Source organism: Pseudomonas gingeri (genome assembly GCF_013385635.1).
Taxonomy (GTDB): domain Bacteria; phylum Pseudomonadota; class Gammaproteobacteria; order Pseudomonadales; family Pseudomonadaceae; genus Aquipseudomonas; species Aquipseudomonas gingeri_A.
The window spans coordinates 247,492-269,580 of sequence record NZ_JACAPR010000028.1 but is presented as its reverse complement, the minus strand read 5'-3'; the positions used below and the strand labels follow the sequence as shown (position 1 = coordinate 269,580).

At 64.3% G+C, this 22,089-nt stretch carries 18 protein-coding genes; 16 read left to right on the top strand and 2 right to left on the bottom strand.

Annotation, left to right across the window (positions count from 1 at the left end):
- Positions 1-2: 2 nt before the first annotated feature.
- Positions 3-332 (bottom strand): hypothetical protein, encoded by a 330-nt coding sequence (locus HX851_RS29610; protein ID WP_177059824.1) that lies wholly within the window; start codon positions 330-332, stop codon positions 3-5.
- A gap of 166 nt (positions 333-498) precedes the next feature.
- Here HX851_RS29610 and HX851_RS29605 point away from each other — a divergent pair, with 166 nt between their 5' ends.
- The 16 genes from HX851_RS29605 to HX851_RS29530 all read left to right on the top strand — a co-directional run bounded on the left by HX851_RS29605 (position 499) and on the right by HX851_RS29530 (position 20,474).
- The gene (locus HX851_RS29605; RefSeq protein WP_177064899.1) at positions 499-1,008 is read left to right on the top strand and encodes a sigma-70 family RNA polymerase sigma factor; all 510 of its coding nucleotides are present in this window, start codon (positions 499-501) and stop codon (positions 1,006-1,008) included.
- On the top strand, positions 1,005-1,970 hold the full coding sequence (locus HX851_RS29600; RefSeq protein WP_177064900.1) for a FecR domain-containing protein: 966 nt from the start codon (positions 1,005-1,007) through the stop codon (positions 1,968-1,970). Before HX851_RS29605 ends, HX851_RS29600 begins: the two co-directional genes overlap by 4 nt.
- A 68-nt stretch (positions 1,971-2,038) precedes the next feature.
- Positions 2,039-4,441, top strand: coding sequence for a TonB-dependent receptor (locus HX851_RS29595; RefSeq protein ID WP_177064903.1), 2,403 nt, complete (start codon positions 2,039-2,041; stop codon positions 4,439-4,441).
- 355 nt (positions 4,442-4,796) lie between these two features.
- Complete coding sequence (locus HX851_RS29590) at positions 4,797-6,173, top strand: diaminobutyrate--2-oxoglutarate transaminase (RefSeq protein ID WP_177064905.1); 1,377 nt, start codon at positions 4,797-4,799, stop codon at positions 6,171-6,173.
- A gap of 255 nt (positions 6,174-6,428) precedes the next feature.
- Positions 6,429-8,213: an IucA/IucC family protein gene (locus tag HX851_RS29585; protein ID WP_177064909.1), complete on the top strand. Its 1,785-nt coding sequence runs from the start codon at positions 6,429-6,431 to the stop codon at positions 8,211-8,213.
- Positions 8,206-9,429, top strand: a complete 1,224-nt coding sequence (locus tag HX851_RS29580; RefSeq protein WP_177064911.1) for a type III PLP-dependent enzyme — start codon at positions 8,206-8,208, stop codon at positions 9,427-9,429. Before HX851_RS29585 ends, HX851_RS29580 begins: the two co-directional genes overlap by 8 nt.
- Positions 9,426-10,832, top strand: a complete 1,407-nt coding sequence (locus HX851_RS29575; RefSeq protein WP_177065007.1) for a DHA2 family efflux MFS transporter permease subunit — start codon at positions 9,426-9,428, stop codon at positions 10,830-10,832. Before HX851_RS29580 ends, HX851_RS29575 begins: the two co-directional genes overlap by 4 nt.
- A 24-nt stretch (positions 10,833-10,856) precedes the next feature.
- Positions 10,857-12,722, top strand: coding sequence for an IucA/IucC family protein (locus HX851_RS29570; protein ID WP_177064913.1), 1,866 nt, complete (start codon positions 10,857-10,859; stop codon positions 12,720-12,722).
- On the top strand, positions 12,716-13,489 hold the full coding sequence (locus HX851_RS29565) for an HpcH/HpaI aldolase family protein (RefSeq protein WP_177064914.1): 774 nt from the start codon (positions 12,716-12,718) through the stop codon (positions 13,487-13,489). The genes HX851_RS29570 and HX851_RS29565 overlap by 7 nt, the downstream gene beginning before the upstream one ends.
- A 4-nt stretch (positions 13,490-13,493) precedes the next feature.
- A complete protein-coding gene (locus tag HX851_RS29560; protein WP_177064916.1) occupies positions 13,494-15,362 on the top strand; it encodes an IucA/IucC family protein in 1,869 nt (622 codons plus the stop codon).
- Positions 15,352-16,248 (top strand): ABC transporter substrate-binding protein, encoded by an 897-nt coding sequence (locus HX851_RS29555; protein WP_177064918.1) that lies wholly within the window; start codon positions 15,352-15,354, stop codon positions 16,246-16,248. The genes HX851_RS29560 and HX851_RS29555 overlap by 11 nt, the downstream gene beginning before the upstream one ends.
- A complete protein-coding gene (locus HX851_RS29550) occupies positions 16,245-17,234 on the top strand; it encodes a FecCD family ABC transporter permease (RefSeq protein ID WP_177064920.1) in 990 nt (329 codons plus the stop codon). The genes HX851_RS29555 and HX851_RS29550 overlap by 4 nt, the downstream gene beginning before the upstream one ends.
- Positions 17,227-18,258, top strand: a complete 1,032-nt coding sequence (locus tag HX851_RS29545; RefSeq protein WP_177064922.1) for a FecCD family ABC transporter permease — start codon at positions 17,227-17,229, stop codon at positions 18,256-18,258. Before HX851_RS29550 ends, HX851_RS29545 begins: the two co-directional genes overlap by 8 nt.
- A 10-nt stretch (positions 18,259-18,268) precedes the next feature.
- Positions 18,269-19,060 carry an ABC transporter ATP-binding protein gene (locus HX851_RS29540; protein WP_177064924.1) on the top strand — a complete coding sequence of 264 codons (792 nt, stop codon included), beginning with the start codon at positions 18,269-18,271 and terminating at the stop codon, positions 19,058-19,060.
- Positions 19,057-19,851, top strand: coding sequence for an IucA/IucC family C-terminal-domain containing protein (locus tag HX851_RS29535; RefSeq protein ID WP_177064926.1), 795 nt, complete (start codon positions 19,057-19,059; stop codon positions 19,849-19,851). Before HX851_RS29540 ends, HX851_RS29535 begins: the two co-directional genes overlap by 4 nt.
- A complete protein-coding gene (locus HX851_RS29530) occupies positions 19,842-20,474 on the top strand; it encodes an RraA family protein (RefSeq protein WP_177064928.1) in 633 nt (210 codons plus the stop codon). The genes HX851_RS29535 and HX851_RS29530 overlap by 10 nt, the downstream gene beginning before the upstream one ends.
- On the opposite strand, the gene HX851_RS29525 is transcribed toward HX851_RS29530, so the two are convergent.
- Positions 20,475-21,998 carry an FAD-dependent monooxygenase gene (locus tag HX851_RS29525; protein WP_177064930.1) on the bottom strand — a complete coding sequence of 508 codons (1,524 nt, stop codon included), beginning with the start codon at positions 21,996-21,998 and terminating at the stop codon, positions 20,475-20,477. It abuts the gene before it with no gap.
- Positions 21,999-22,089 lie beyond the last annotated feature (91 nt).

Below are 22,089 nucleotides of genomic sequence, written 5' to 3'. Positions count from 1 at the left end.
TCCTATCGGCGCGCCAGCTTGTACTTGACGCAGTCCTCGTAAAAGCCGCGTCGGATGGCTTCGGGTTTCAATCGCGACTGACTGTCGTAGGTCTGTTCGGTGATACCCAGGGCCATCATGCGCATCCAGTTCCTGTTGAACTTGTAGGACTGGATCTTCTGCCGCGCGGCATACAGTGAAACCCCCGACAACTTCAGCTCCTGGGCCCTGGCCGCCGTGCCGGCGCCCCAGCTGCACATGAAGCGGTCATTGGACTTCAGCTCTTTGCCATCGGCGCAAAGAGCAACACCCGCCAGGGAAAACGAAATCAACGTGGCCCATACAGTGCGCATTTAAACCCAACCTAACTGCCTGAAAATAAAGTGATTCTGGCTGTTTCAAGACAGTCCGGGGGCCATCAGATTGCCTGCTGTTCGCCCGGCACAGCCTTGCTTTATGAATAGAACACTAATTAGAATCAGTCTCATTTAAGATACCCTTCGCGCAGGTCCTCGGCCCATGATTGAAGCAGCGACGCCAACGGAGCACACGTTACATGCCCTGTACCGCGACCACAGCGGCTGGCTGGAAAGCTGGCTGAGGCGGCGCATGGGCAATGCCTGGGATGCGGCCGACCTGAGTCAGGACACCTTCCTGCGGGTGCTCTCCAGTTCCCAGCAACTGGCGGACCTGCGTGAGCCACGAGCGTACCTGCTGACCGTCGGCAAGCGCCTGCTGAGCAATTTCTACACCCGACGCAGCCTCGAACAGGCCTATCTGGAGGCGCTGGCACAGTTGCCCGAAGAGTGCGTGCCGTCGCCCGAGCAGCGTTGGTTGCTGCTGGAAACCCTGCAGGCCCTGGATGAATTGCTCGACGGTATGCCCGCCGTGGTGCGCCGGGCCTTTCTCTGGAGTCAGCTCGAAGGCTTGGGCTATCGCGATATCGCCGAACGCCTGCAGGTGTCCGAGCGCACGGTCAAGCGCTATATTGCCCAGGCCTATGAGCATTGCCTGCTGGTGGAGCTTTGATTCGTTCCGGTATCTCGCCCGAAACCCGTGAAGTGGCCCGGGCCGCGGCGCAATGGCTGGCGCTGCTGGAGTCGGGCGCGGCCAATGACGAGGATCAACGCAAGCTGCAACACTGGCGCGACAGCAGCAGTGCCCACGAATCCGCCTGGCAGAAGGCGCAAACTCTGCGCCAGCGCTTTTCCGGCCTGCCCGCGGCGCTGGCCATGGCCACCCTGGACCGTCCGGATCCGGGCCGCCGTGCGGTGCTGAAACGCGCCCTGGGGGTGGCCACGCTGGTGCCCGCCGCCTGGTTGCTGGGGCGCCAGTTGCCGCTGGATGTCTGGCGCGCCGACCTGCAGACCGCCACGGGCGAGCGCAAGCGCGTGCCGCTGGCCGACGGCAGTACGCTGCAACTCAATACCGCCAGCGCCGTCAATGTCGATCTGCGCGCCAGGCTGCTGACCCTGGTTCGCGGTGAAATGTCGCTGAAGGTCCCGGGCAGTACCGCCCTGACCATCCAGGCCCCCTATGGGCGCATCATCGTCAGCCGCAGTGAGGTCTGTGTCCGGCTCAATGCCGACGATTGCCGGGTGTCGGTGGTCAGCGGCTCGGTGCAGTTGCAGCCGCTGCAAGGGCCGTCGCTGCTGCTGGGCGAGGGCCATGAAATCAGCCTGCGCGCCTCGGGCGCCGGACCGGTCGGCACGTTCGACGGCCAGTTGCCCGGTTGGCGTGACGGTGTGCTGATGGCGCAGAACCAGCCGCTGGGGGATTTCCTGCGCGAGTTGGGCCGCTATCGACCCGGCCTGCTGCGTTGGGAACCGGCCCTTGAGGCGCTGCGGGTCACCGGCAGCTTTCGCCTGGACAACACCGATCGCATTCTTGCCCTGCTGGTGGCCAGCCTGCCGGTGGACGTGCAGATGCGCACCCGTTACTGGGTCACCCTGATTCCGCGAAAAAACGCCGCGGAAAAAAAGATTGCGTGAAGCCTGTCCCTTTTTTTCACCTCGCCGGTCATTCCAGGTAAGTGAACAAAATACGAGAGCTTCTTCCCATGTCTGCAGTATCGCCTTTCCGGTTGCGCCCGCTGTTGCGTTTTGGCCTTGTGTTGACCCTCAGTACCAGTCCGCTGCTGATCTCGCCCGCCTGGGCGGACAGCGGCACGCGCCGTAGCTACCAGGTCCCGGCCGGCAGCCTCGGCGCGGCCTTGACCCGTTTCGCCGGGCTGGCCGGGGTCAACCTGTCGGTGGACCCGGCGCTGGTGAGCGGTCGCCAGAGTGGCGGTCTGTTTGGCGACTACGATGTGCAAGAGGGCTTCGCACGGTTGCTGCAGGGCTCCGGCCTGCAACTGCAACCGGTGGGGGAGCAGGCCTATACGCTGGTACCCGCGCCGGAAGGGGGCAGCGTGCAGTTGCCAACCACTTCGATCCTCGGTACCGGCGACGCCACCGGCAGCTCTGCCTACGCCGGCGGACAGGTCGCGCGACGTGGCTCGCAGGGCCTGCTCGGTTCGCGGGACTTCATGGAAACGCCGTTCAGCATGACCACCTACACCAGCGAGGCGGTCAAGAACCTGCAGGCGCGCACCCTCGGCGACCTGGTCGCCAGCGACCCGTCGGTACGTGCCACCAATCCGGCCGGCGGACGCTACGAGCAGTTCACCATCCGCGGCTTCAGCCTGTTCAACAGCGATGTTTCCTATAACGGCCTCTACGGTGTGCTGCCGACCTATACGATCGACATGGAAATGGCCGAGCGCGTGGACATCCTCAAGGGGCCGAGCCAACTGATCAACGGTATCTCGCCACGGGGCAGCGTCGGCGGTGGCATCAACGTGGTGCCCAAGCGCGCGACCGACAAGCCGATCACCGAGTTCACCGGCAGCTACGCTTCCGACAGCCAGACCGGCGGTGCGGTGGACATCGGTCGCCGGTTTGGTGACGAGAACAAGTTCGGCATCCGTTTCAACGGCGTCAAGCAGTCCGGCGACACCACCTGGGACCACCAGGATGTCGACCGCGAGATGGCCGTACTGGGCCTGGATTTTCGCGGCGAGCGCCTACGCCTGTCGACGGATATCGGCCACACCGAGCGCGATACCGATGCCCCGCAGGAGCGCGTACAGATCGGCCCCAATGCCCAGGTACCGAACCCCAACGATGTGCGTCGCAACTATGCGCAGGCCTGGAGCTGGGCCCATACCAAGGACACTTTCGGCACGCTGAATGGTGAATACGATCTCAGCGATTCGGTCATGCTCTACGGTGGAGTGGGTGTACGGCAAAGCAACCACGACTTCCTTCGCCATGCCGTCTCGGTCATCAACAACGCCGGTAACTTCAGCGTCCAGCCGCGGGACTTCACCCGTGACGAAAACGTCCGCACCGCCACGGCCGGCGTGCGCAGCTGGTTCCATACAGGGCCTGTGAGCCATGAAGTCAACCTGGCCGCCAGCGACTTCTACATGGACTTCACCAACGGCGGCGCGCGCTACGCCTTGGGCAACAGCAACCTGTTCAACCCGGTGCAGACCCCGGAGCCCGGCACGCCCACGCGGTACGACGACAAGGTCTATACCGAGAACCGCTTCAGCGGCGTGGCGCTGTCCGATACCCTGGGCTTCTTCGATGACCGCCTGCTGCTGACCCTCGGTGCCCGCTGGCAGCGGGTGAAAGTGGACGACTGGACCAATGGCATCAAGGGCGACACCTCCTACGATGAAGAAAAGATCTCGCCGTCGGGCGGCATCCTGTTCAAGGCCACCGACGAGTTGTCGCTGTATGCCAACTATATGGAAGGCCTGAGCCAGGGCAAGATCGCCCCGTCGACCTCGGTCAACGAGGACCAGATCTTCCCGCCGTTCATCAGCCGCCAGGTCGAGGTCGGGGCCAAATATGACCTGGGTGCCTTCGCCCTGACCGCCGCCGTATTCCAGATCAAGCAGCCGGCCTACGAGACCAATGCCAAGACCCTGGTCTTCGGCCCGAACGGCAAGCGCCAGAACCGTGGCGTGGAATTGAGCGTATTCGGCGAACCGCTCAAGGGCTTCCGCGTGCTCGGTGGGGTCATGTACATCGACAGCAAGCTGACCAATACCACCAACGGCACCTTTGACGGCAATCGGGCTCCGGCCACACCGGAGTACAACGTCAACTTGGGCGCCGAGTGGGATGTGCCGCATGTCCAGGGGCTGACCCTGACCGGGCGTGGCATCTATTCCAGTTCGCAATACCTGGACCAGGCCAACAGCAAGGAAATCGACAGCTGGGAGCGTTTTGACGTCGGCGCCCGCTACGCCTTCAAGCTCGACGACAAGGCCATCACCCTGCGCGCCAGCGTCGAGAACGTGATGGACAAGCGCTACTGGAGTTCGGCCGGAGCCTCGGATGACAGCGAGCCCGGCTTGACCCTGGCGACTCCCCGGACCTACCTGCTGTCGGCGACCGTCGGCTTCTGATCCAGCAACCCCGCGCCAGGGATCGGCGCCCGGAGACTCCCGATCAGTGATCGCCTGGAGGCGACTGGGGAAGAATAGCGATGAGTTATTAAATGGTGTGTGTTTTACAACTTTCAGGTTGACTAATAATTTGATGGCATAACTTTATAAGTTGCTTTCATGTTGCGGATGCATGGCATATCCATGGCATCTATACGACAGTTTCTCGAGTTTGAAAACTTGGGTTTTTCTGTGTCTGCCTGTTTTATTAAGTTCCAAAAAAAATTCAACAATTTTCGAAATAACTTTAAGTAACGACTTGCACTTTCCTGGCAATGATAATAATTTGCATTCCGAACTTACGGAGGGTTAACAGATGTTCAATGATGGCATATTGCATTCTAATCCTGTGCAGAAAACCAATACCGACTATCTGGCTCGACAAAGCAAGTTTGAATCCAATGTCCGCAGTTATCCGCGCAAGTTGCCGCTGGCGATTGCCAAGGCCCATGGCGTGTGGGTCACGGATGTCGAAGGCAATACCTACCTCGATTGCCTGGCGGGAGCCGGGACCCTGGCCCTGGGCCACAACCACGAGGCGATCATGGGGGCGCTCGACAGCTTCCTGTCCTCGGGGCTGCCGATGCACACCCTCGACCTGACCACACCGCTCAAGGATGCCTTCAGCGAAACCCTGCTGGGCCTGCTGCCGGGGCAGGGGCGCGACTACTGTCTGCAATTCTGCGGGCCGTCCGGGGCGGATGCGGTGGAGGCGGCGCTGAAACTGGCCAAGACCTTCACCGGGCGCAGCAACATCATCAGTTTCTCCGGTGCCTACCACGGCATGACCCACGGTGCCCTGGCACTGACCGGCAATACCGCGCCGAAAAATGCCGTCGCCGCGCTGATGCCGGGCGTGCAGTTCCTCCCGTATCCCCACGAATACCGTTGCCCGCTGGGCATTGGTGGCGAGGCGGGGACCGAGGCGCTGAGTTATTACTTGCGTCAGTTCATCGAGGACGTCGAAAGCGGCGTGTCCCTGCCGGCGGCGGTGATTGTCGAGGCGGTGCAGGGCGAGGGCGGGGTCAACAGTGCTCCCGCCAGTTGGTTGCGTACGTTGCGCGAGGTGACCCGCCAGCACGGCATCCTGCTGATCCTCGACGAAGTGCAGGCCGGCTTTGCCCGCACCGGCAAGATGTTCGCCTTCGAACACGCCGGGATCGAGCCCGATATCATCGTCATGTCCAAGGCGGTCGGTGGCGGCCTGCCCCTGGCGGTACTGGGCATCAAGCGCCAGTTCGATGCCTGGGCACCGGGCAATCACGCCGGGACCTTCCGTGGCAATCAGATGGCCATGGCCACCGGCCTCGCTACGCTGCGGGTGTTGCAGCAGCAGGATCTCGCGGCCCAGGCGGAGATTCGCGGACAGTGGCTCAAGGATCAACTGCAGCTGTTGCAGCAGCGTTATCCGGCCATCGGCCAGGTACGCGGACGCGGCCTGATGCTGGGTATCGAGATGGTCGACGAGCGCCTGCCGGCCGATCGCCTGGGCAGTTTTCCCATGGCTCCGGACCTGGCCGTGGCCATCCAGCAGCATTGTTTCCGGCAAGGCCTGCTGCTGGAACGTGGCGGCCGAAATGGCAATGTGATTCGCCTGTTGCCGCCGCTGATCATTGATGAAGAACACTGTCGCCTGGTGATCGAACGTTTTGCAGCAGCGTTGTCCGCGGCTTTGTTGCAACTGCGTGCCTGAAACCCGGGTGAGCGTCATGAGTCCGGCTTGAACAAGTTCAAGAGCGGCCTGGCAGTTATTTTTGAATAAGTGGATTGACCGTCAGCCTCAAGTGTTTATGCGGACGAACTTCAGGTTTGCCTGGCGTTTATCGGGTTGTTGGATGGCGAGTAATGATCCTGCGGATTTTTCTGGTCGTTATTCATGACGAACGGCAACTTGATATTGAACGCGAAATCACTTCGTCCGTGGCCTTGCCGTTACTGTGGAGCAATTATGAAAAACCCTGATCGCACTGTTCTAGCGAAAATGGTCAGCGAGTTGGCGAGTACCCGCGCCTTGCTCAATTGCCTGATCAAGGAGTTCGCGCTCCCTGAAAACTGCCTGCGTTATGAATGGCCGGCCCATATGCAGGGGATTGCCCCCGGCAGCTACCTGGACGGACTGGACTGGAAGGGCATTCCCCTGACCATCAGCCTGCCCAACCAGCAACAGTTCTTTGTCGTGGTCGATCGGCAGGACCCCCTCGGCAGCCAGCGTTACCTGTCCGATGTCTATGCACGGAAAGGTGACGACAACTGGCGCTGCGCGGACTTTGCCGGGTTCGTCGAGCAACTGCTGGCGGCCTGCGAGCATATGGCCGGTGCCCGCAACGACGAACTGCTTGACCAGGTCCTGCAAAGCCAGCAACTGACAGCCGCCATCGTTGCGCACAACATGCAGCCGGGGCTGCCGGCGCCCCTGAGCGGCTACCTCGCCAGCGAGCAGGGCCTGTGGTTCGGCCACCCCAACCATCCGGCGCCCAAGGCGCGCCTGTGGCCCGCGCACCTGGCCCAGGAGACGTATGCGCCGGAGTTCCAGGCGCAGACCGCGTTGCATCTGTTCGAAGTGCCGCGGACAGGACTGCGGATCGCCGCCAATGGCTTGAGCGAAGAGCAGGTGCTGGCCGGTTTCGCCGACCAGACGCGGGCGCGGCCTGGGCACGCGCTGCTCTGCCTGCACCCGGTGCAGGCGCAACTGTTCAGCCAGGACCGTCGCGTGCAGCGGCTGCTGGAGCTGGGCGAGATCGTCGATCACGGTACCAGCGGCCCGCTGGCCAGCCCGACCGCGTCGATGCGGACCTGGTACGTAGAGGGCCATGACTATTTCATCAAGGGTTCGCTCAATGTGCGCATCACCAACTGCGTCAGGAAAAACGCCTGGTACGAACTGGAAAGCACGCTGATCATCGACCGGCTGTTCCAGCGTCTGCAACAGAGCCACCCGCAAACCCTTGGCGGCCTGTCGGCCGTGGCCGAGCCGGGTTCGCTGAGCTGGGCGCCGCCGCAGGCGGAGGAAACCGACGCTCACTGGTTCCGCGAGCAGACCGGGGCGATCCTGCGGGAGAACTTCTGTCGCCGGGCCGGTGCCGAATGCAGTGTCATGGCCGGTACCCTGTTTGCCCGTGATATCTATTCGCGCCCCCTGGTGCACGAGTTCCTCGGGGCTTTCCACGGCGAAGCGCTCGATGACGCGCACTTGCTGGACTGGTTCGACACCTACCAGGCGTTGTTGCTGCGCCCGGTCATGGCGCTGTTTTTCAACCATGGCGTGGTGATGGAGCCGCACCTGCAGAATGCGGTACTGATCCATGATCAGGGTCGCCCGCGACAATTGCTGTTGCGCGACTTCGAAGGGGTCAAGCTGACCGACGAACTGGGCATGAACGGTATCGATATCGGCCTGCATCCTCGGGTTCGCCAATCGTTGCTCTATACCCGCGAGCAGGGCTGGAACCGGATCACCTACTGCCTGCTGATCAACCACTTGTCCGAAGCCGTGCTGGCCCTGAGCTGGGAGCGTCCACACCTGGCGCCGGCGATGTGGCAGCGGGTCGAGGGGCAATTGCGCAGCATTCGCCAGGAACTGGTGCGTCCAGCGCCGGAACTCGATGCACTGATCGCCGGCCAGCCGATTGCCTGCAAGACCAATCTCAAGGTGCGGCTGGCGGCCAAGGCGGATCGCCAGGCCGGCTACGTCACCCTGCAATCGCCCTGGGCCGCGGAGGTTCGTCATGGTTGATCTGCCCGCTACCGTACTTGCGGCGATCGGCGAGGCTCGCGCCTTGAGCAGCGATCCACTGGCGGCCTTCGTCCACGACCTGGATGCGTTACGCGAGCATGTCGGCGAGATCATGGCGGCATTGCCCGCCGGGGTCGAGCTGTACTACGCGATCAAGGCCAACAGCGAGGCGCCGTTGCTGGCGGCACTGGCACCTCTGGTGCACGGCTTCGAGATCTCCTCGGGGGGCGAGATCGAGCGGGTCATGACCTGTCCGACCCGCAAGCCCTATGTGTTCTCCGGCCCCGGCAAGCTCGACTCCGACCTGCGCGCGGCGCTGGAGCATCAGGTCGAAGCCATTCATGTGGAAAGCCTCGGCGAAATCGGGCGCCTGCAACATCTGGCCAACGAGGCGGGGCGGGTCCAGCCAGTGTTTATCCGGATCAACCCGCAGTTGCCGTCGACCCTGTCGAGCAAGCTGGCCATGGCCGGCACCGCCACGCCGTTCGGTATCGACGAGTCGGAACTGGCTCGTGCGGTGCGGCAGGTCGACAACGCCAGCCACCTGAGCCTCAAGGGCTTCCATGTACATGCCATGTCCCATCAGTTGTCGGTGGAACGTCATGAGCAGTTGCTGGATTTCTATCTGCAATGCTGGCAGCGGTGGAAGGCGCTGGCGGCCTATCCCGAGCAACTGACCCATTTCAACGTGGGTGGCGGGATCGGCGTCGACTACCTCACCGGGCAGCGTTTCGACTGGCAACGGTTCTGTCGTTACCTGGAACGGCGCCTGGCCGCACAGGCCGATGCGCCGGTGCTGCGTTTCGAGCCGGGACGTTTTATCAGTGCCTTCTGCGGTTATTACGTGATTGAGGTCCTGGATATCAAGTCCAGCCATGGCGAGCACTTCCTGGTCTGTCGTGGCGGCACGCACCAGTTCCGCCTGCCCGCCGCGCAGAGTCACGATCACCCGGTGATCCACCTGCCGAACACCCCGCATGCTGCCGCGGCGACGGAGCAGTTGTGCACCGTGGTCGGCCAGCTGTGCACGCCCAAGGATATTCTCAGCCGGCGCCAGCCGTTCAGGGGCGTCGCCGTCGGCGACCTGCTGGTGCTGCCGCTGGCCGGCGCCTATGGCTACAACATCTCCCACGTCGATTTCCTCTGCCACCCCAGGCCGCCACAGCACTTCGTGGACAACGGCGAGCTGCTGCGAGGCGCCGGCCAGTGGGTGTGAGGCGCGAGGTGCCACGGCGCTGGGTGGTGATCAATGTGTTGCTGGGGACACTCACGGTGAGCCTCAGCAACAGCTCGCTCAACCCGGCGCTGCCGGCGTTCATGAGTGTCTTCGGCATCGGCCCGTTGCTGGCGACCTGGATCGTCGCCGGGTTCATGACCAGCATGGGCATGACCATGCCGCTGACCAGCTTTCTCAGCCAGCGGCTGGGACGCAAGCGCCTGTACCTGTGGGGCGTGGCGCTGTTTGTCGGAGCTTCGCTGCTCGGTACGCTGGCCAACTCGATTGCCCTGGTGATCGCCGCGCGGGTGGTGCAGGGCATTGCCAGCGGGCTGATGATCCCCTTGTCGCTGGCGATCATCTTCGCGGTCTATGCCAAGCCGGAGCGCGGGCGGGTCACCGGGCTGTGGAGCGCGGCGGTGATGCTCGCCCCGGCGCTCGGGCCCCTGTGCGGCAGCCTGCTGCTGGAGTGGTTCAGCTGGCGTTCGCTGTTCCTGATGAATGTGCCGGTCGGCCTGCTGGCGCTGGTCCTGGGCATCGCCGTGCTGCCGGATTCGGAACCTGGCGAGCGTCAGCCGTTCGACCTCGCCGGCTATCTGCTGATCGCCTCGGGCATTGGCCTGTTGATGGTCTCCATCAGCCGCCTGCGCCATGCCGCGACACTCTTCGATCCGCTCAACCTCGGGCTGTTGCTGGTGGGTGTGCTGTGCCTGGTGGCCTTTGTCCGGGTGGAATTGAGCCGCAGGGCGCCCTTGCTCAACCTGCGGATCTTCGCCCTGCGTGGCTATCGCCTGAGCGTGATCATTGCCGTGGTGCAGTCGGTCGGCATGTTCGAGTGCCTGGTGCTGCTGCCGCTGCTGGTGCAGATCGTGCTGGGCTACAGCGCCATCTGGACCGGCCTGGCACTGCTGTGCACGGCGGCGTTCGCCAGCCTGTTCGGCCAGTGGGGCGGCAAGGCCCTGGACCGTCATGGTCCGCGCACGGTGGTGGCGCTCGGGTTGCTGCTGACCGGTATCTCGACCCTGGCCCTGGGCATGCTCAAGGCCGATGCGAGCATCGCCGTGGTGTTCGCGCTGATGATGGTGCGCGGGGCCGGCCTGGGGCTGTCGTACATGCCGGTGACCACCGCCGGGCTCAATGCCCTGCCCGAACCGATGGTCACCCAGGGCGCGGCGATGAACAACATCTCCCGGCGCCTGGTGGCGTCCCTGGCGATTGTCATCGCCTCGCTCTGGCTGGAGTGGCGCCTGGGCGCGGGAGGGCAGGCGGCCACGGCTTCGGCCATCAGCGAAGTGTTTGCCGCCACCGGCGTACTGATCCTGCTGGCATTGCCCTGTGCCTGGCGCTTCCCCCTTCACGACGAGACGGTCGAGGCTTCGCCCGCCACCGTCGAACACCGATAGTTTCTCTTTCGACAAGGTATGGACATGACGACTTTCGAATCGGCAACACCGCGTATGCGCACCCCGGCCACCGGTGCCTGGCTGGCCACGGTCGATGCCCGCTGCGCGGAACGCGTGCAGCGGCGGGTGGTGGGGCAGCTGCTGCAGACTCTCTTGTATGAAGCGGTGCTGCCTTATCGACAGGATTCCCTGGGCGCTGGCCGCCATCGTTTCAGCGTGACCGGCCGGGATGCCGGCGGGGCGGCGGTCGAGTACCGTTGCGACGGCCTGCTCAGTGCCAGTTTCGAAGTGATCCGCCTCGATCATGCCAGCCTGGAGCGCCTGGACAGCGAGGGTCGGAGCAGCACGCCGAGCTTGCACCAGGCGCTGGCGGAATGGCTTGGCGAATTTCGCGACAGCCCGCACCTGGCGCGTTTCATCCATGAACTGGAGCAGACCCAGCTCAAGGACCTGCAGGCCCGCAGCCAGGGCTACCAGGCCGACCGGCCGGCCCATGAGTTGGACGTGGATGCCCTGGAACAGCATTTCATGGACGCCCACAGCTACCACCCGTGCTACAAGTCGCGCATCGGCTTCTCCCTGGCGGACAACGTCCAGTACGGGCCGGAGTTCGCCATGCCCATCGCGGTGGTGTGGCTGGCGGTCGCCCGCTCCCGGGCAGCGGTCAATCATTCCCGCGCCCTGGATTTCCAGGTCTTTATCCGGCGGGAACTTGGCACCTCGCGCTGGGACCTGGCAACCCGCACCCTCGCCAGCCAGGGCCGCTCCATCGACGACTACCAATTGATGCCGGTGCACCCCTGGCAGTGGGATAACACCATCGTCTCGGCGTTCTACCCGGAGCTGCTCAGTGGCGAACTGATCTACCTGGGCACCTCGGACGATCTCTACAAGGCCCAGCAGTCGATCCGCACCCTGGCCAATGCCAGCGCCAGGGAGCGGCCTTACGTCAAGCTCGCGATGAGCATGACCAACACCTCCAGCACGCGGATCCTGGCCCGGCACACGGTGATGAACGGGCCTATCATCACCGACTGGCTGCAGCAACTGATTGCCAGTGACAGCACCGCCCGCGCGCTGGATTTCGTCATCCTTGGCGAAGTCGCCGGTATCAGCTTCGACTATGACCACCTGCCCGAGTCCCGTGGCCCGCAGACCTACGGCACCCTCGGCGCGATCTGGCGCGAGAGCCTGCATCACTACCTCAAGGCCGACGAACAGGCGGTGCCGTTCAACGGCCTGAGCCATGTGGAAAACCGCTATGGCGAAGGCCTGCAGTCACCCTTTATCGACGCCTGGACCAGCCAGTACGGCCTGCAGGCCTGGACGCGGCGGTTGCTGGAAGTCACGGTGCCGCCGATCATCCATATGCTCTACGCCGAAGGCATCGGCATGGAGTCCCATGGCCAGAACATCGTGCTGATCGTCAAGCAGGGCTGGCCGCAGCGCATTGCCCTGAAGGATTTCCACGACGGCGTGCGTTACTCGCCGGCACACCTGGGGCGGCCCGAGCTGTGCCCGACCCTGGTGCCGCTGCCGGCCAGCCACGCCAAGCTCAATCGCAACTCGTTCATCGTCACCGACGATGTCAATGCGGTCCGCGATTTCTCCTGCGACTGTTTCTTCTTTATCTGCCTGACGGAGATGGCGATCTTCCTGCGCCAGCAGTATCAGCTGGACGAAGGGTTGTTCTGGCAGATGACCGCCGAGGTGATCCTGGCCTACCAGGCCGCCCATCCCCAGCACCGGGAACGCTTCGCCCTGTTCGATGTGTTCGCCCCGAGCTATGAGGTCGAGGAACTGACCAAGCGCCGCCTGCTGGGTGATGGCGAGCGGCGTTTCCGCTCGGTGCCCAACCCGCTGCATGCCCACAGGCCGCAGCCATGCTGAGAACCAACCGGCTCAAGCAAAAGCTCGCCACGGGCCAGGTGGTACATGGACTGATCAGTTCGATTCCGTCACCGGCGGCCATCGAACTGATCGCCGAGGCCGGTTTCGACTTCGTGATCATCGACATGGAACACGTGCTGATCAATCCGGAAACCGTCGAGCACATGATTCGCACGGCGGAAGCCTATGACCTGACACCGTTGGTGCGGGTCGCCGACCTCGATCCGAAGACCCTGTTGCGCCTGCTCGATGGCGGTGCCCAGGGTATCGTCCTGCCGATGGTCGAATGCCCGGTGCAACTGGCCGCGGCCATCGCCGCGTGCAAGTACCACCCGCTGGGGCGGCGCAGCCTCAATGCCGGGCGTCCCGGTTCGTTCGGCAAGCACAGCCTGGCGCGGTACGTCGAAGCGGCCAACCAACAGATCCTGCTGGTGGCGATGATCGAAAGCGCCGAGGGCGTGCGGCGTGCCGCCGAGATCGCCGCGGTACCAGGGCTGGACATGCTCCTCGAGGGCGCGGCCGACCTGTCGCAATCCCTGGGCATGCCCTGGCAGATCGACCAGCCCGCGGTGCAGCAGGCCCTGCTCGACACCTGGCAGGCGGCCAAGGCCGCCGGGGTGGCGTATTGCACCATTCCACGGCAACCCGGCGACGCGGCCCGCTGGCGCGCACGCGGGGTCAACGCCTTTGTCCTGGGCGACGAACGCGGCATTGCCTTTCGCGCCTTGCAGTCTCGCCTGACCACTGTTTCTTCAGAAGGAAAATAACCCGATGAACTTCACCGCACTCGCCGCCGATATCGTGATGCAGGACCTGATCGATTGCCTGCTGGCGGAAGACTTCTTTGGTGATCAGCCGCTGAACCTGGTGGACACCGCCCATTGGCAACTGGCCCATCCGCAGGCGCCGCTGCTCGATACCGCCAGCCCCGGGCAGCGCATCTGGGAGTGGTGCTGCGATGCGCCGGAACAGCGCTTCATCAGTATTGCCCTACGGCCCGGCATCACCCAGCAATGGGAGAAGGTCCCGGGCACGCCGGTGCTGGCCCGACAGGGCGAATCCTGGACCCGCCTGTCGCCCGAGGATTTCATGAAGCGTGTGTTCGCCGGCATGGCGCCACGTTTCCAGGACAACGAAAAGGGCCTGGCGCTGTTCCTCGACGTGTTGCACACCAGCGTCTGGCAGACCGCGCTGTCGCTGGACCACCAGGTCGACGACCAGGGCCTCATGGCACAGGACGGAGCGACCTTCTTCAGGACCATGGAGCAGTGGGCATCGTTGCGCGACCGCCCGTATCACCCCCTGGCCAAGGCCAAGCAGGGCCTCGACGAGGCCGAGTACCGACGTTATCAGGCCGAGTTCGCCCAACCCGTGGTACTGAACTGGGTAGCGGTGGCCAAGGCCTTGCTGCAATGCGGTGAAGGGGTGGGAGATATCGATCAGTCCCGGCCATCGCGTTATCTGTTGCCAGCGCCATTGCAGGCGCAACTGGAGCAGGAGTTGCAGGCGCTGGGGATCGACGGCAGCCACGTCGCGCTGCCGGTCCATCCCTGGCAGTTCGAGCATGTGCTGGAAAAGCAACTGGGCGCTGCATTCGCCAGGGGTGACTGCCGCCGCCTGGCGTTCCAGGCAGCGACGGTGTTCGCCACCTCGTCCCTGCGCTCGATGACGCCATGCTTCCCGAGTGCCGACTACCTCAAGCTGCCCATGGCGATCCATTCCCTCGGTGCGTCCCGCTACCTGCCGGCGGTGAAGATGATCAACGGTGGCCTGAGCGAGCGGCTGTTGCGCCAGGCCCTGGACAAGGACGCCAGCCTGGCGCGCTCGCTGTACCTGTGCGACGAGAGCAAGTGGTGGGCCTTCATGCCACCCGACGCGACCTTGTTCGACGAAGCGCCACGGCACCTCTCGGCGATGCTGCGCGGCTACCCGGCGGCCTTGCTCGACGACCCCGATTGCCGCCTGCTGCCGATGGCCGCGCTGGGCACACCGTTGCCCGGCAGCAACCGGCATTTCTTCGACGAGTGGATGGACTATCGCCAGTTGCCGCGCAACCAGGCTTCGGTACTGAGCCTGTTCCGCGAGCTGAGCCACAGCTTCTTCGATATCAACCTGCGCATGTTCCGCATCGGCATGCTCGGCGAGGTGCACGGGCAGAACGCGGTACTGGTGTGGAAGGCCGGCCAGGCCCGGGGCCTGTTGCTGCGCGACCATGATTCGCTGCGCATCTACGTGCCCTGGCTGGAGCGCAACGGCATGGCCGACCCGGTCTACCGGATCAAGAAGGGCCATGCCAACACGCTGTATCACGAGCGTCCCGAAGACCTGCTGTTCTGGCTGCAGACCCTGGGCATCCAGGTCAACGTGCGGGCGATCATGGACACCCTGGCGCAGGTCTACGCGGTGCCGGTGACGGCGTTGTGGACGGTGTTGCGCGATGTTCTCGAGGAGCTGATCACCACCATCGACTTCGACGACGAGGCGCGGGCGATGATCAGGCACCGCCTGTTCGACGTGCCGCGCTGGCCGCAGAAACTGTTGCTGACGCCGATGATCGAGCGGGCCGGCGGGCCGGGCAGCATGCCGTTCGGCAAGGGCGAAGTGGTCAACCCGTTCCACAGGTTGCGCCGTGAAGCCTGAGCCTTTCCTGTCACCTTCCAGGCGCACGGTGCTGCGCCTGTCCCTGGGTCTGCTGGCCCTGCCTGCGCTGGCCCGCGCCGACGGCGTGCGGGTGATCACCCTGTTCCAGGGCGCGACCGACAGCGCCGTGGCCCTGGGGCTGACGCCCGTTGGCGTGGTGGATTCGCCAACCGAGAAACCGACCTTCCGCTACTTGCGTCCGGCGTTGGCGACGGTGTCCCATGTCGGTCTGGAAACCCAGCCGAGCCTGGAGGACATCGTCCTGCTCAAGCCGGACGTGATCGTCGCGTCGCGCTTTCGCCACCAGCGTATCGCGCCACTGCTGGAGCGGATCGGCACGCTGGTGATGCTCGAAGAAGTCTTCGAATTCAAGCGGACCCTGGCAATGATGGGCGCCGCGTTGCATCGCCAGCAACAGGCCACGAGCCTGCTGGGCCAATGGCAGCAGCGGGTGCTGCGCCTGCGCGAGCAACTGCAGGCGAAGTTCGCCGGGCGCTGGCCGCTCACGGTCTCGGTGCTGGATGTGCGCGAAGATCATGTGCGCAGCTACCTGCCGGGCAGTTTCGCCGGCTCCGTGCTCACCGAACTGGGCTTCGCCTGGAACCCGGTCGCCCGCCAGGCCCATGGCACCTATATCAAACTCACCAGCAAAGAGAGCTTGCCCGTGGTCGATGCCGACCTGTTTTTCGTTTTCCAGCGCGCCGACAGCCCCTCTGTGCAGCGCAACTATGAGCGCCTGGTGCATTACCCGTTCTGGCAGCAGATGCGTGCGGCCCGGCAGGAGCAGGTCTGGCGGGTCGATGCCATCGCCTGGAGCTTCTCGGGAGGCATCCTGGGGGCCAACCTGATGCTCGACGACATCGAGCGCGTGGTGGCGTCTTCATGAGTCGTCTGTCGAAACTGATGCTGGCGTTGCTGGTCATGCTGTTGTCCTGCGTTCTGAGCCTGGCGGCGGGCGCCACCTGGATCGAACCATCGCAACTGTTCGCAGGGCTGACGCAGCCGGATACCTTGAGCGCGGGCCAGCAACTGATCGTCACGACCCGGCTGACGCGTACCCTCATGGCCATCGCCGTGGGCGCGAGCCTGGCGGTGGCCGGTGCGCTGATGCAGGCACTGACGCGCAACCCGCTGGCGTCGCCAGGGTTGTTCGGTGTGAATGCCGGGGCAACCTTTGCGATTATCCTGGGTTCGTCGCTGTTTGCCCTGTCGTCGATGAATCAATGGCTGTGGTGTGCCTTTATCGGCGCGGCCCTGGCGGGAGCGCTGGTCTGGCTGATCGGCAATCGCGGCCAGGGCAGTCTCAACCCGCTGCGCATCGTGTTGGCGGGCGCGGCGATCACGGCGTTGTTTTCCGCCTTCAGCCAGGCCTTGCTGGTGGTCAATGAGGAGGGACTGGACACCGTGCTGTTCTGGCTGGCGGGTTCGCTTTCCGAGCGCGACCTGGCGATGGCCGCGCCGCTGTTGATCGGTGTGTCGTTCGCCTTGCTCGGTTCGTGGTTGTTGGCCGGGCAGGTCAATGTACTCAACGCCGGCGAAGCCATCGCCACTGGACTGGGACAGCGTACCGGCTTGATACGCTGGCTGATGAGCGTGCTGATCATCGGCCTGGCGGGCAGTGCGGTGGCACTGGCCGGCAGCATCGGTTTTATCGGCCTGCTGGTGCCGCACATGGTGCGCAAGGGCCTGTCCATCGATCATCGCTGGTTGCTGCCGGGCTGCGCGGTGCTCGGGGCCACGCTGTTGTTGCTGGCCGATACCCTGGCCCGGGTGGTGATTCTGCCGCAGGAGGTGCCGGTAGGGGTGATGACTGCTTTTTTCGGCGCGCCATTCTTCATTGCCCTGGCCCGTAGAGGTGCACGTTATGGATAAGTACCTGGCGTTGCGTCGCGGCGCTTTTTCCCGGCAATTCAACTTTGCCACTCTGGGACGCCTGGCCCTGGCGCTGCTGTTGACCCTGTTGGTCATGCTGGGGGCGTTGGCGGTGGGCAAGATCAACCTGTCGCCGCAGACGGTGTTGCGTGTGCTGGCCGGATCGGGGGACAGCAGCCTGACCTTTATCGTCGAGCAACTGCGCATGCCGCGCCTGGTCCTGGCGGCGCTGGTGGGGTCGGCGCTGGCGGTGTCCGGCTTGATCCTGCAGAGCATCATCCGCAACCCGCTGGCCTCGCCGGACCTGTTGGGCATCACCAGCGGCGCCAGCGCGGCGGCGGTGTTCTATCTGTCGTTTTTCTCCATGGCCCTCGGCCCACGGTTCCTGCCGTTGGCCGCCATGGCCGGTGCCGGGCTCGCGGCCTTGGCGATCTACCTGTTGGCCTGGAAGCAGGGCACTTCGCCGTTGCGCCTGGTGCTGATCGGCGTCGGCATTTCCGCGCTGCTGGCGGCGGTGACCACCTTCCTGCTGGTATTCAGCCCGTTGACCACGACCTTGTCGGCCTATGTCTGGCTGACGGGCAGTGTCTACGGCGCCAGTTGGCCGGAGCCCCGGGCGCTGGCGTTGTGGCTGTTGGCGATCCTGCCGCTGCTGGTGTGGCTGGCGCGGCAGGTGCGGGTGCAGCAACTGGATGACGACCTGGCCCAGGGGATCGGTGTGCGCGTGCAAGGGTTGCGTGCCGGGCTGTTGCTGGTCAGCGTCGCGCTGGCCGGCGCGGCCGTGGCCTGGGGTGGGGCGATTGCCTTTGTCGGGCTGATTGCGCCGCATATCGCCAAGCGCCTGGTGGCGCCCGGATTTGCCGGGCAGGCAGTGATGGCCGCCCTGGTCGGCGCCAACCTGGTGATGCTAGCCGATCTGGTCGGTCGCACGCTGTTCCTGCCCCTGGACTTGCCCGCAGGGATATTTGTCGCGGTGCTGGGCACACCGTTTTTTCTGTATCTTTTGATCAATCAGCGGCACTGAGGAATTGCAGATGGCATCCATTACGGCCCAGGGCCTGACCCTGAGCTACCAGCGTCAGGTGATTATCGACGGCCTCGACCTGCAACTGCCCCAAGGCCAGGTGTCGGTACTGATCGGCAGCAACGGCTGTGGCAAGAGTACCCTGCTCAAGTCCTTCGCCCGGCTGCTCAAACCGCAGCAGGGCCAGGTGATCCTCAACGGCATGGACATCCACCAGAAGTCCACGGCGGCGGTGGCGCGCGAGCTGGCGATCCTGCCGCAGATGCCCAGCGCGCCCGAGGGCATCAGCGTGCGGCAACTGGTGGCGCTGGGGCGTTACCCTTACCAGAACTGGATGCAGCAGTGGTCTGTGCAGGATGAAGCGATGGTCGAGCGCGCCCTGCAGCAGACCGGCATGCAGGCGCTGGCCGAACGGCCGGTGGACGCCTTGTCCGGCGGCCAGCGCCAGCGGGCGTGGATCGCCATGACCCTGGCCCAGGACACCGACATCGTGCTGCTGGACGAGCCGACGACCTTTCTCGACCTGGCGCACCAGATCGAGGTACTGGACCTGTTGCGCGACCTCAACCGCCAGGAAGGCAAGACCATTGTCATGGTGCTGCACGACCTCAACCTGGCCTGTCGCTACGCCGATCATATGGTCGCGGTGCACGAGCGCACGGCGTTTGCCCAGGGCCGTCCCGAGGACATTCTCAGCGAGGCGCTGGTCAAGCAGGTGTTCAATCTCAACTGCCGGATCATCAGCGATCCGTTTTTCGGCACGCCGTTGTGCATTCCCTTTGGCCGGGAACTGCCGCAATGACAGGGCCGGCGGTCTTCACCGAGGAAGAGTGGGCGCTGCTGTCCGGGGCGTTGCGGCTCAGGTCGGCGGAACAGCGCGATCCACGTTCGCTGACGGCGCGGGCATTGCTCGATCCCGAGACCTGCGAGCGTCTGTTGCGGGCACTGGGGCCGGTGATCGGCTCACCGACGCTGGCAATCACCGCTTCGCTGCTGGCCAAGCGGTTCTCCTTCCTCAGTACCGGCGCCTGCCTGTACGCCCTGTCGGTCTATGACAAGGGCCTGTCGCTGTCGCCGGACAATTGCCTGGTCGAATACGGGCACGATGATGGGCTCTGGACTTCGTCGATGCCGCTGAACGATCTCTCGCTCGTCACTTATGCGCCGGGAGCGCGCGAGGCCTGGCGCGAGTCGATTGTCGGCAGCCTGTTCGCCGGCTTGCTCCAGCCGTTGTGGCGGACCTTCTACCAGGTCAGCGGCATTTCCCGGCGGATCCTCTGGGAAAACACCGCCGTACGCGTGTATTCGCTGTATGAAAAACGTATGGTCAAGATCGACGATCCACGGGTTCGCCAGCGCCATGAAGCAGATTTCCACTGGCTGCTGAACGACGCCGAGCCGGCGCTGTTCGGCCTGGACTACAACCCGCTGCGGCATTTTCGCCGGTCGCCCACGGTGCTTGCTCCCGAGGGGAAAAACACCGAGGGCAAAAGCATCCGTTTCCGCCGCACCTGCTGTTTCTACTATGAGGCCAGCAACCCGGTCGAATACTGCTCCACCTGTCCCTTGTTGAGGCCGAAAAAATGTCGCTGAACCCACGGATCGCTCCGCGCCGACAACAGGCCGACGCCGCGCTGCTCGAACAACTCCGGGGCATTGCGTCCTCCACCGCCGGGCACCTGGTCGAAGCCGGCTACCTGCGCGGTGTCAGGCCGTTGTTCGAAGGCATCCGGATGGTCGGCAATGTGCTGACGGTCAAGGTATTCACCCCCGATGGCAGCATCCTGCGCGATGCCTTGCTGTGCAGCGAGCCGGACGATGTGCTGGTGATCGAGTGCGTCGGCGATGCCGACTGTGCCTGCTGGGGCGAGCTGCGCACCCTGGCGGGGCTGATCAAGGGGCTGGCCGGGGTGGTGGTGGCAGGTTCCGTGACGGATGTCGCGGCGTTGCGCGAGCACGGCCTGCCGATCTTCAGTCGCGGTATCAGCGCGCTGACCACCCGCAGCCTGGGGCAGGGCGGAGAACTCAATCAACCGATCCGGGTGGGCGAGGTCCTGGTGCATCCCGGGGACATCGCCATCGGCGACGATGACGGCGTGTTCATCCTCTCGGCGCGGCAAGCCCGGGAGCTGCTGCCGCAACTGCTGGCGAAGGAAAGCGCCGATCGTTCTCGCCGCGCGGAATTGCTCGCCAGGCTGGTGGCCAAGGGCACCTGATCAGGGGTAGCGGATCCCGCGTTCCTCGAAGTAGCGCTCGATCCCGCCCGGGCTGCCCAGTGGCTCGGCGAGGGCGATATAGCTGTCCGGCCGTAGCAGATAGACGGCGTTGCGCACCAGCCCGGCGCCTTCATGGACGGGCCGCCATTCGAAGACGTGCAGGGGCATCAGTCGTTCTTCGCACCAGCGGGTCAGCGCACTGCCGGCGCTGCCGTACACATGCACCTGCCAGCCGATATACACCAGGGAAGCAAAGTTGTCGTCCTCGGCATCCGCTGCCCAGGGCAGGCGGTCGCCACCCTGGATCTCGCCGGCGATGCCCATGCTCAAGGGCATGCCACGGTAGTTCAAGGTGATCTGCGACACCGTGCGAAAGAGGAATTCGCGGGCCATCTCCAGCGACGCCACCCGCGACACCACCAGGGGCGCCAGGCGCGTGCGCACCAGATTGGCGATCCAGCCATCGGCGGTGGCAAAGCTGAAGGCGCGGTCGGTGGTGGCGACCAGGCGTCGGGCAAAGCCGATGCGCTCGGCCTCGTAGGTGCCGAGCAGGCTTGCCTCGGCCTTGTTGCGCAAGACCGCCGCGAGTTTCCAGGCCAGGTTGATCGCATCGCCGATCCCGGTATTCATGCCCTGGCCGCCGGCCGGGCTGTGTACATGGGCGGCATCGCCAAGGAGGAACACCCGCCCGGAACGGAAGCTGTCGGCCACCCGGTGATGCACCCGATAGCTGGAGAACCAGTTCACCTGTTCGACCTCAAGGCGCATATGCTCGATGGCCCGCGAGCTGACATCTTCGAATTGCAGGGTATGGGACGCCTCGGCCCGTTCGTCGCGCACCGTCCCGATCAGCCGGGCCCGACCCGTCCCGGCGAGGGGAAAGACCGCGAGGAAGTCCGCGTCATCCAGGTCCACATGCAGTTCGCCATTGATCGCCGGGCCCGAGGCCTGGACATCGGCGACATAGAAAATCTGCTGGTAGGTCCCGCCGGGGTAGCCGATATCGAGGGCCTTGCGCACGGTCGAGCGGGCACCGTCGCAACCGGCCAGGTAGGCCACTTGCAGACTTTCCTCGCTGCCATCGGCACGGTGCAACTGGGCGCTGACGCCATTACCGATATCGGCGAAACCCAGCAGTTCGGTGCTGCGCTCGACCGTTACGCCGAGGGCTTGGAGCCTTTCGACCAACAGTTGTTCGTGCTGGTCCTGGGGAAAAATTTCCATGAACGCGTAGGGTGTCAGGCCCTGGCCGATGTCGGCCAGCGACAGGCGGGCGGCCTGTTCGCCCTTGACCCAGAAATTCACGGCCGGCACCTTGTGGCCGTGTCCGACCACGGCATCGCTGAGATCCAGTTGGCGATACAGCTCAAGGGTGCGGGCCTGCACGGCCAGGGCGCGGGAGGTGGTGCCCGGTTCGGCGGTCTTGTCGATGATCCGCACGGCAATTCCCTGTCTGCTCAGCCAGAGCGCCAGGACCAGACCGGTGGGACCGGCGCCCACGATCAGAACTTCAGCATGCTTCATATCATCTCTCTTCGAGGTGAACCCTTGAAGATTGAGTATAGGAAAGCTGCCGTGCGGCGCGGGCTGGCGCGATGACCTGCAAAATCATTGC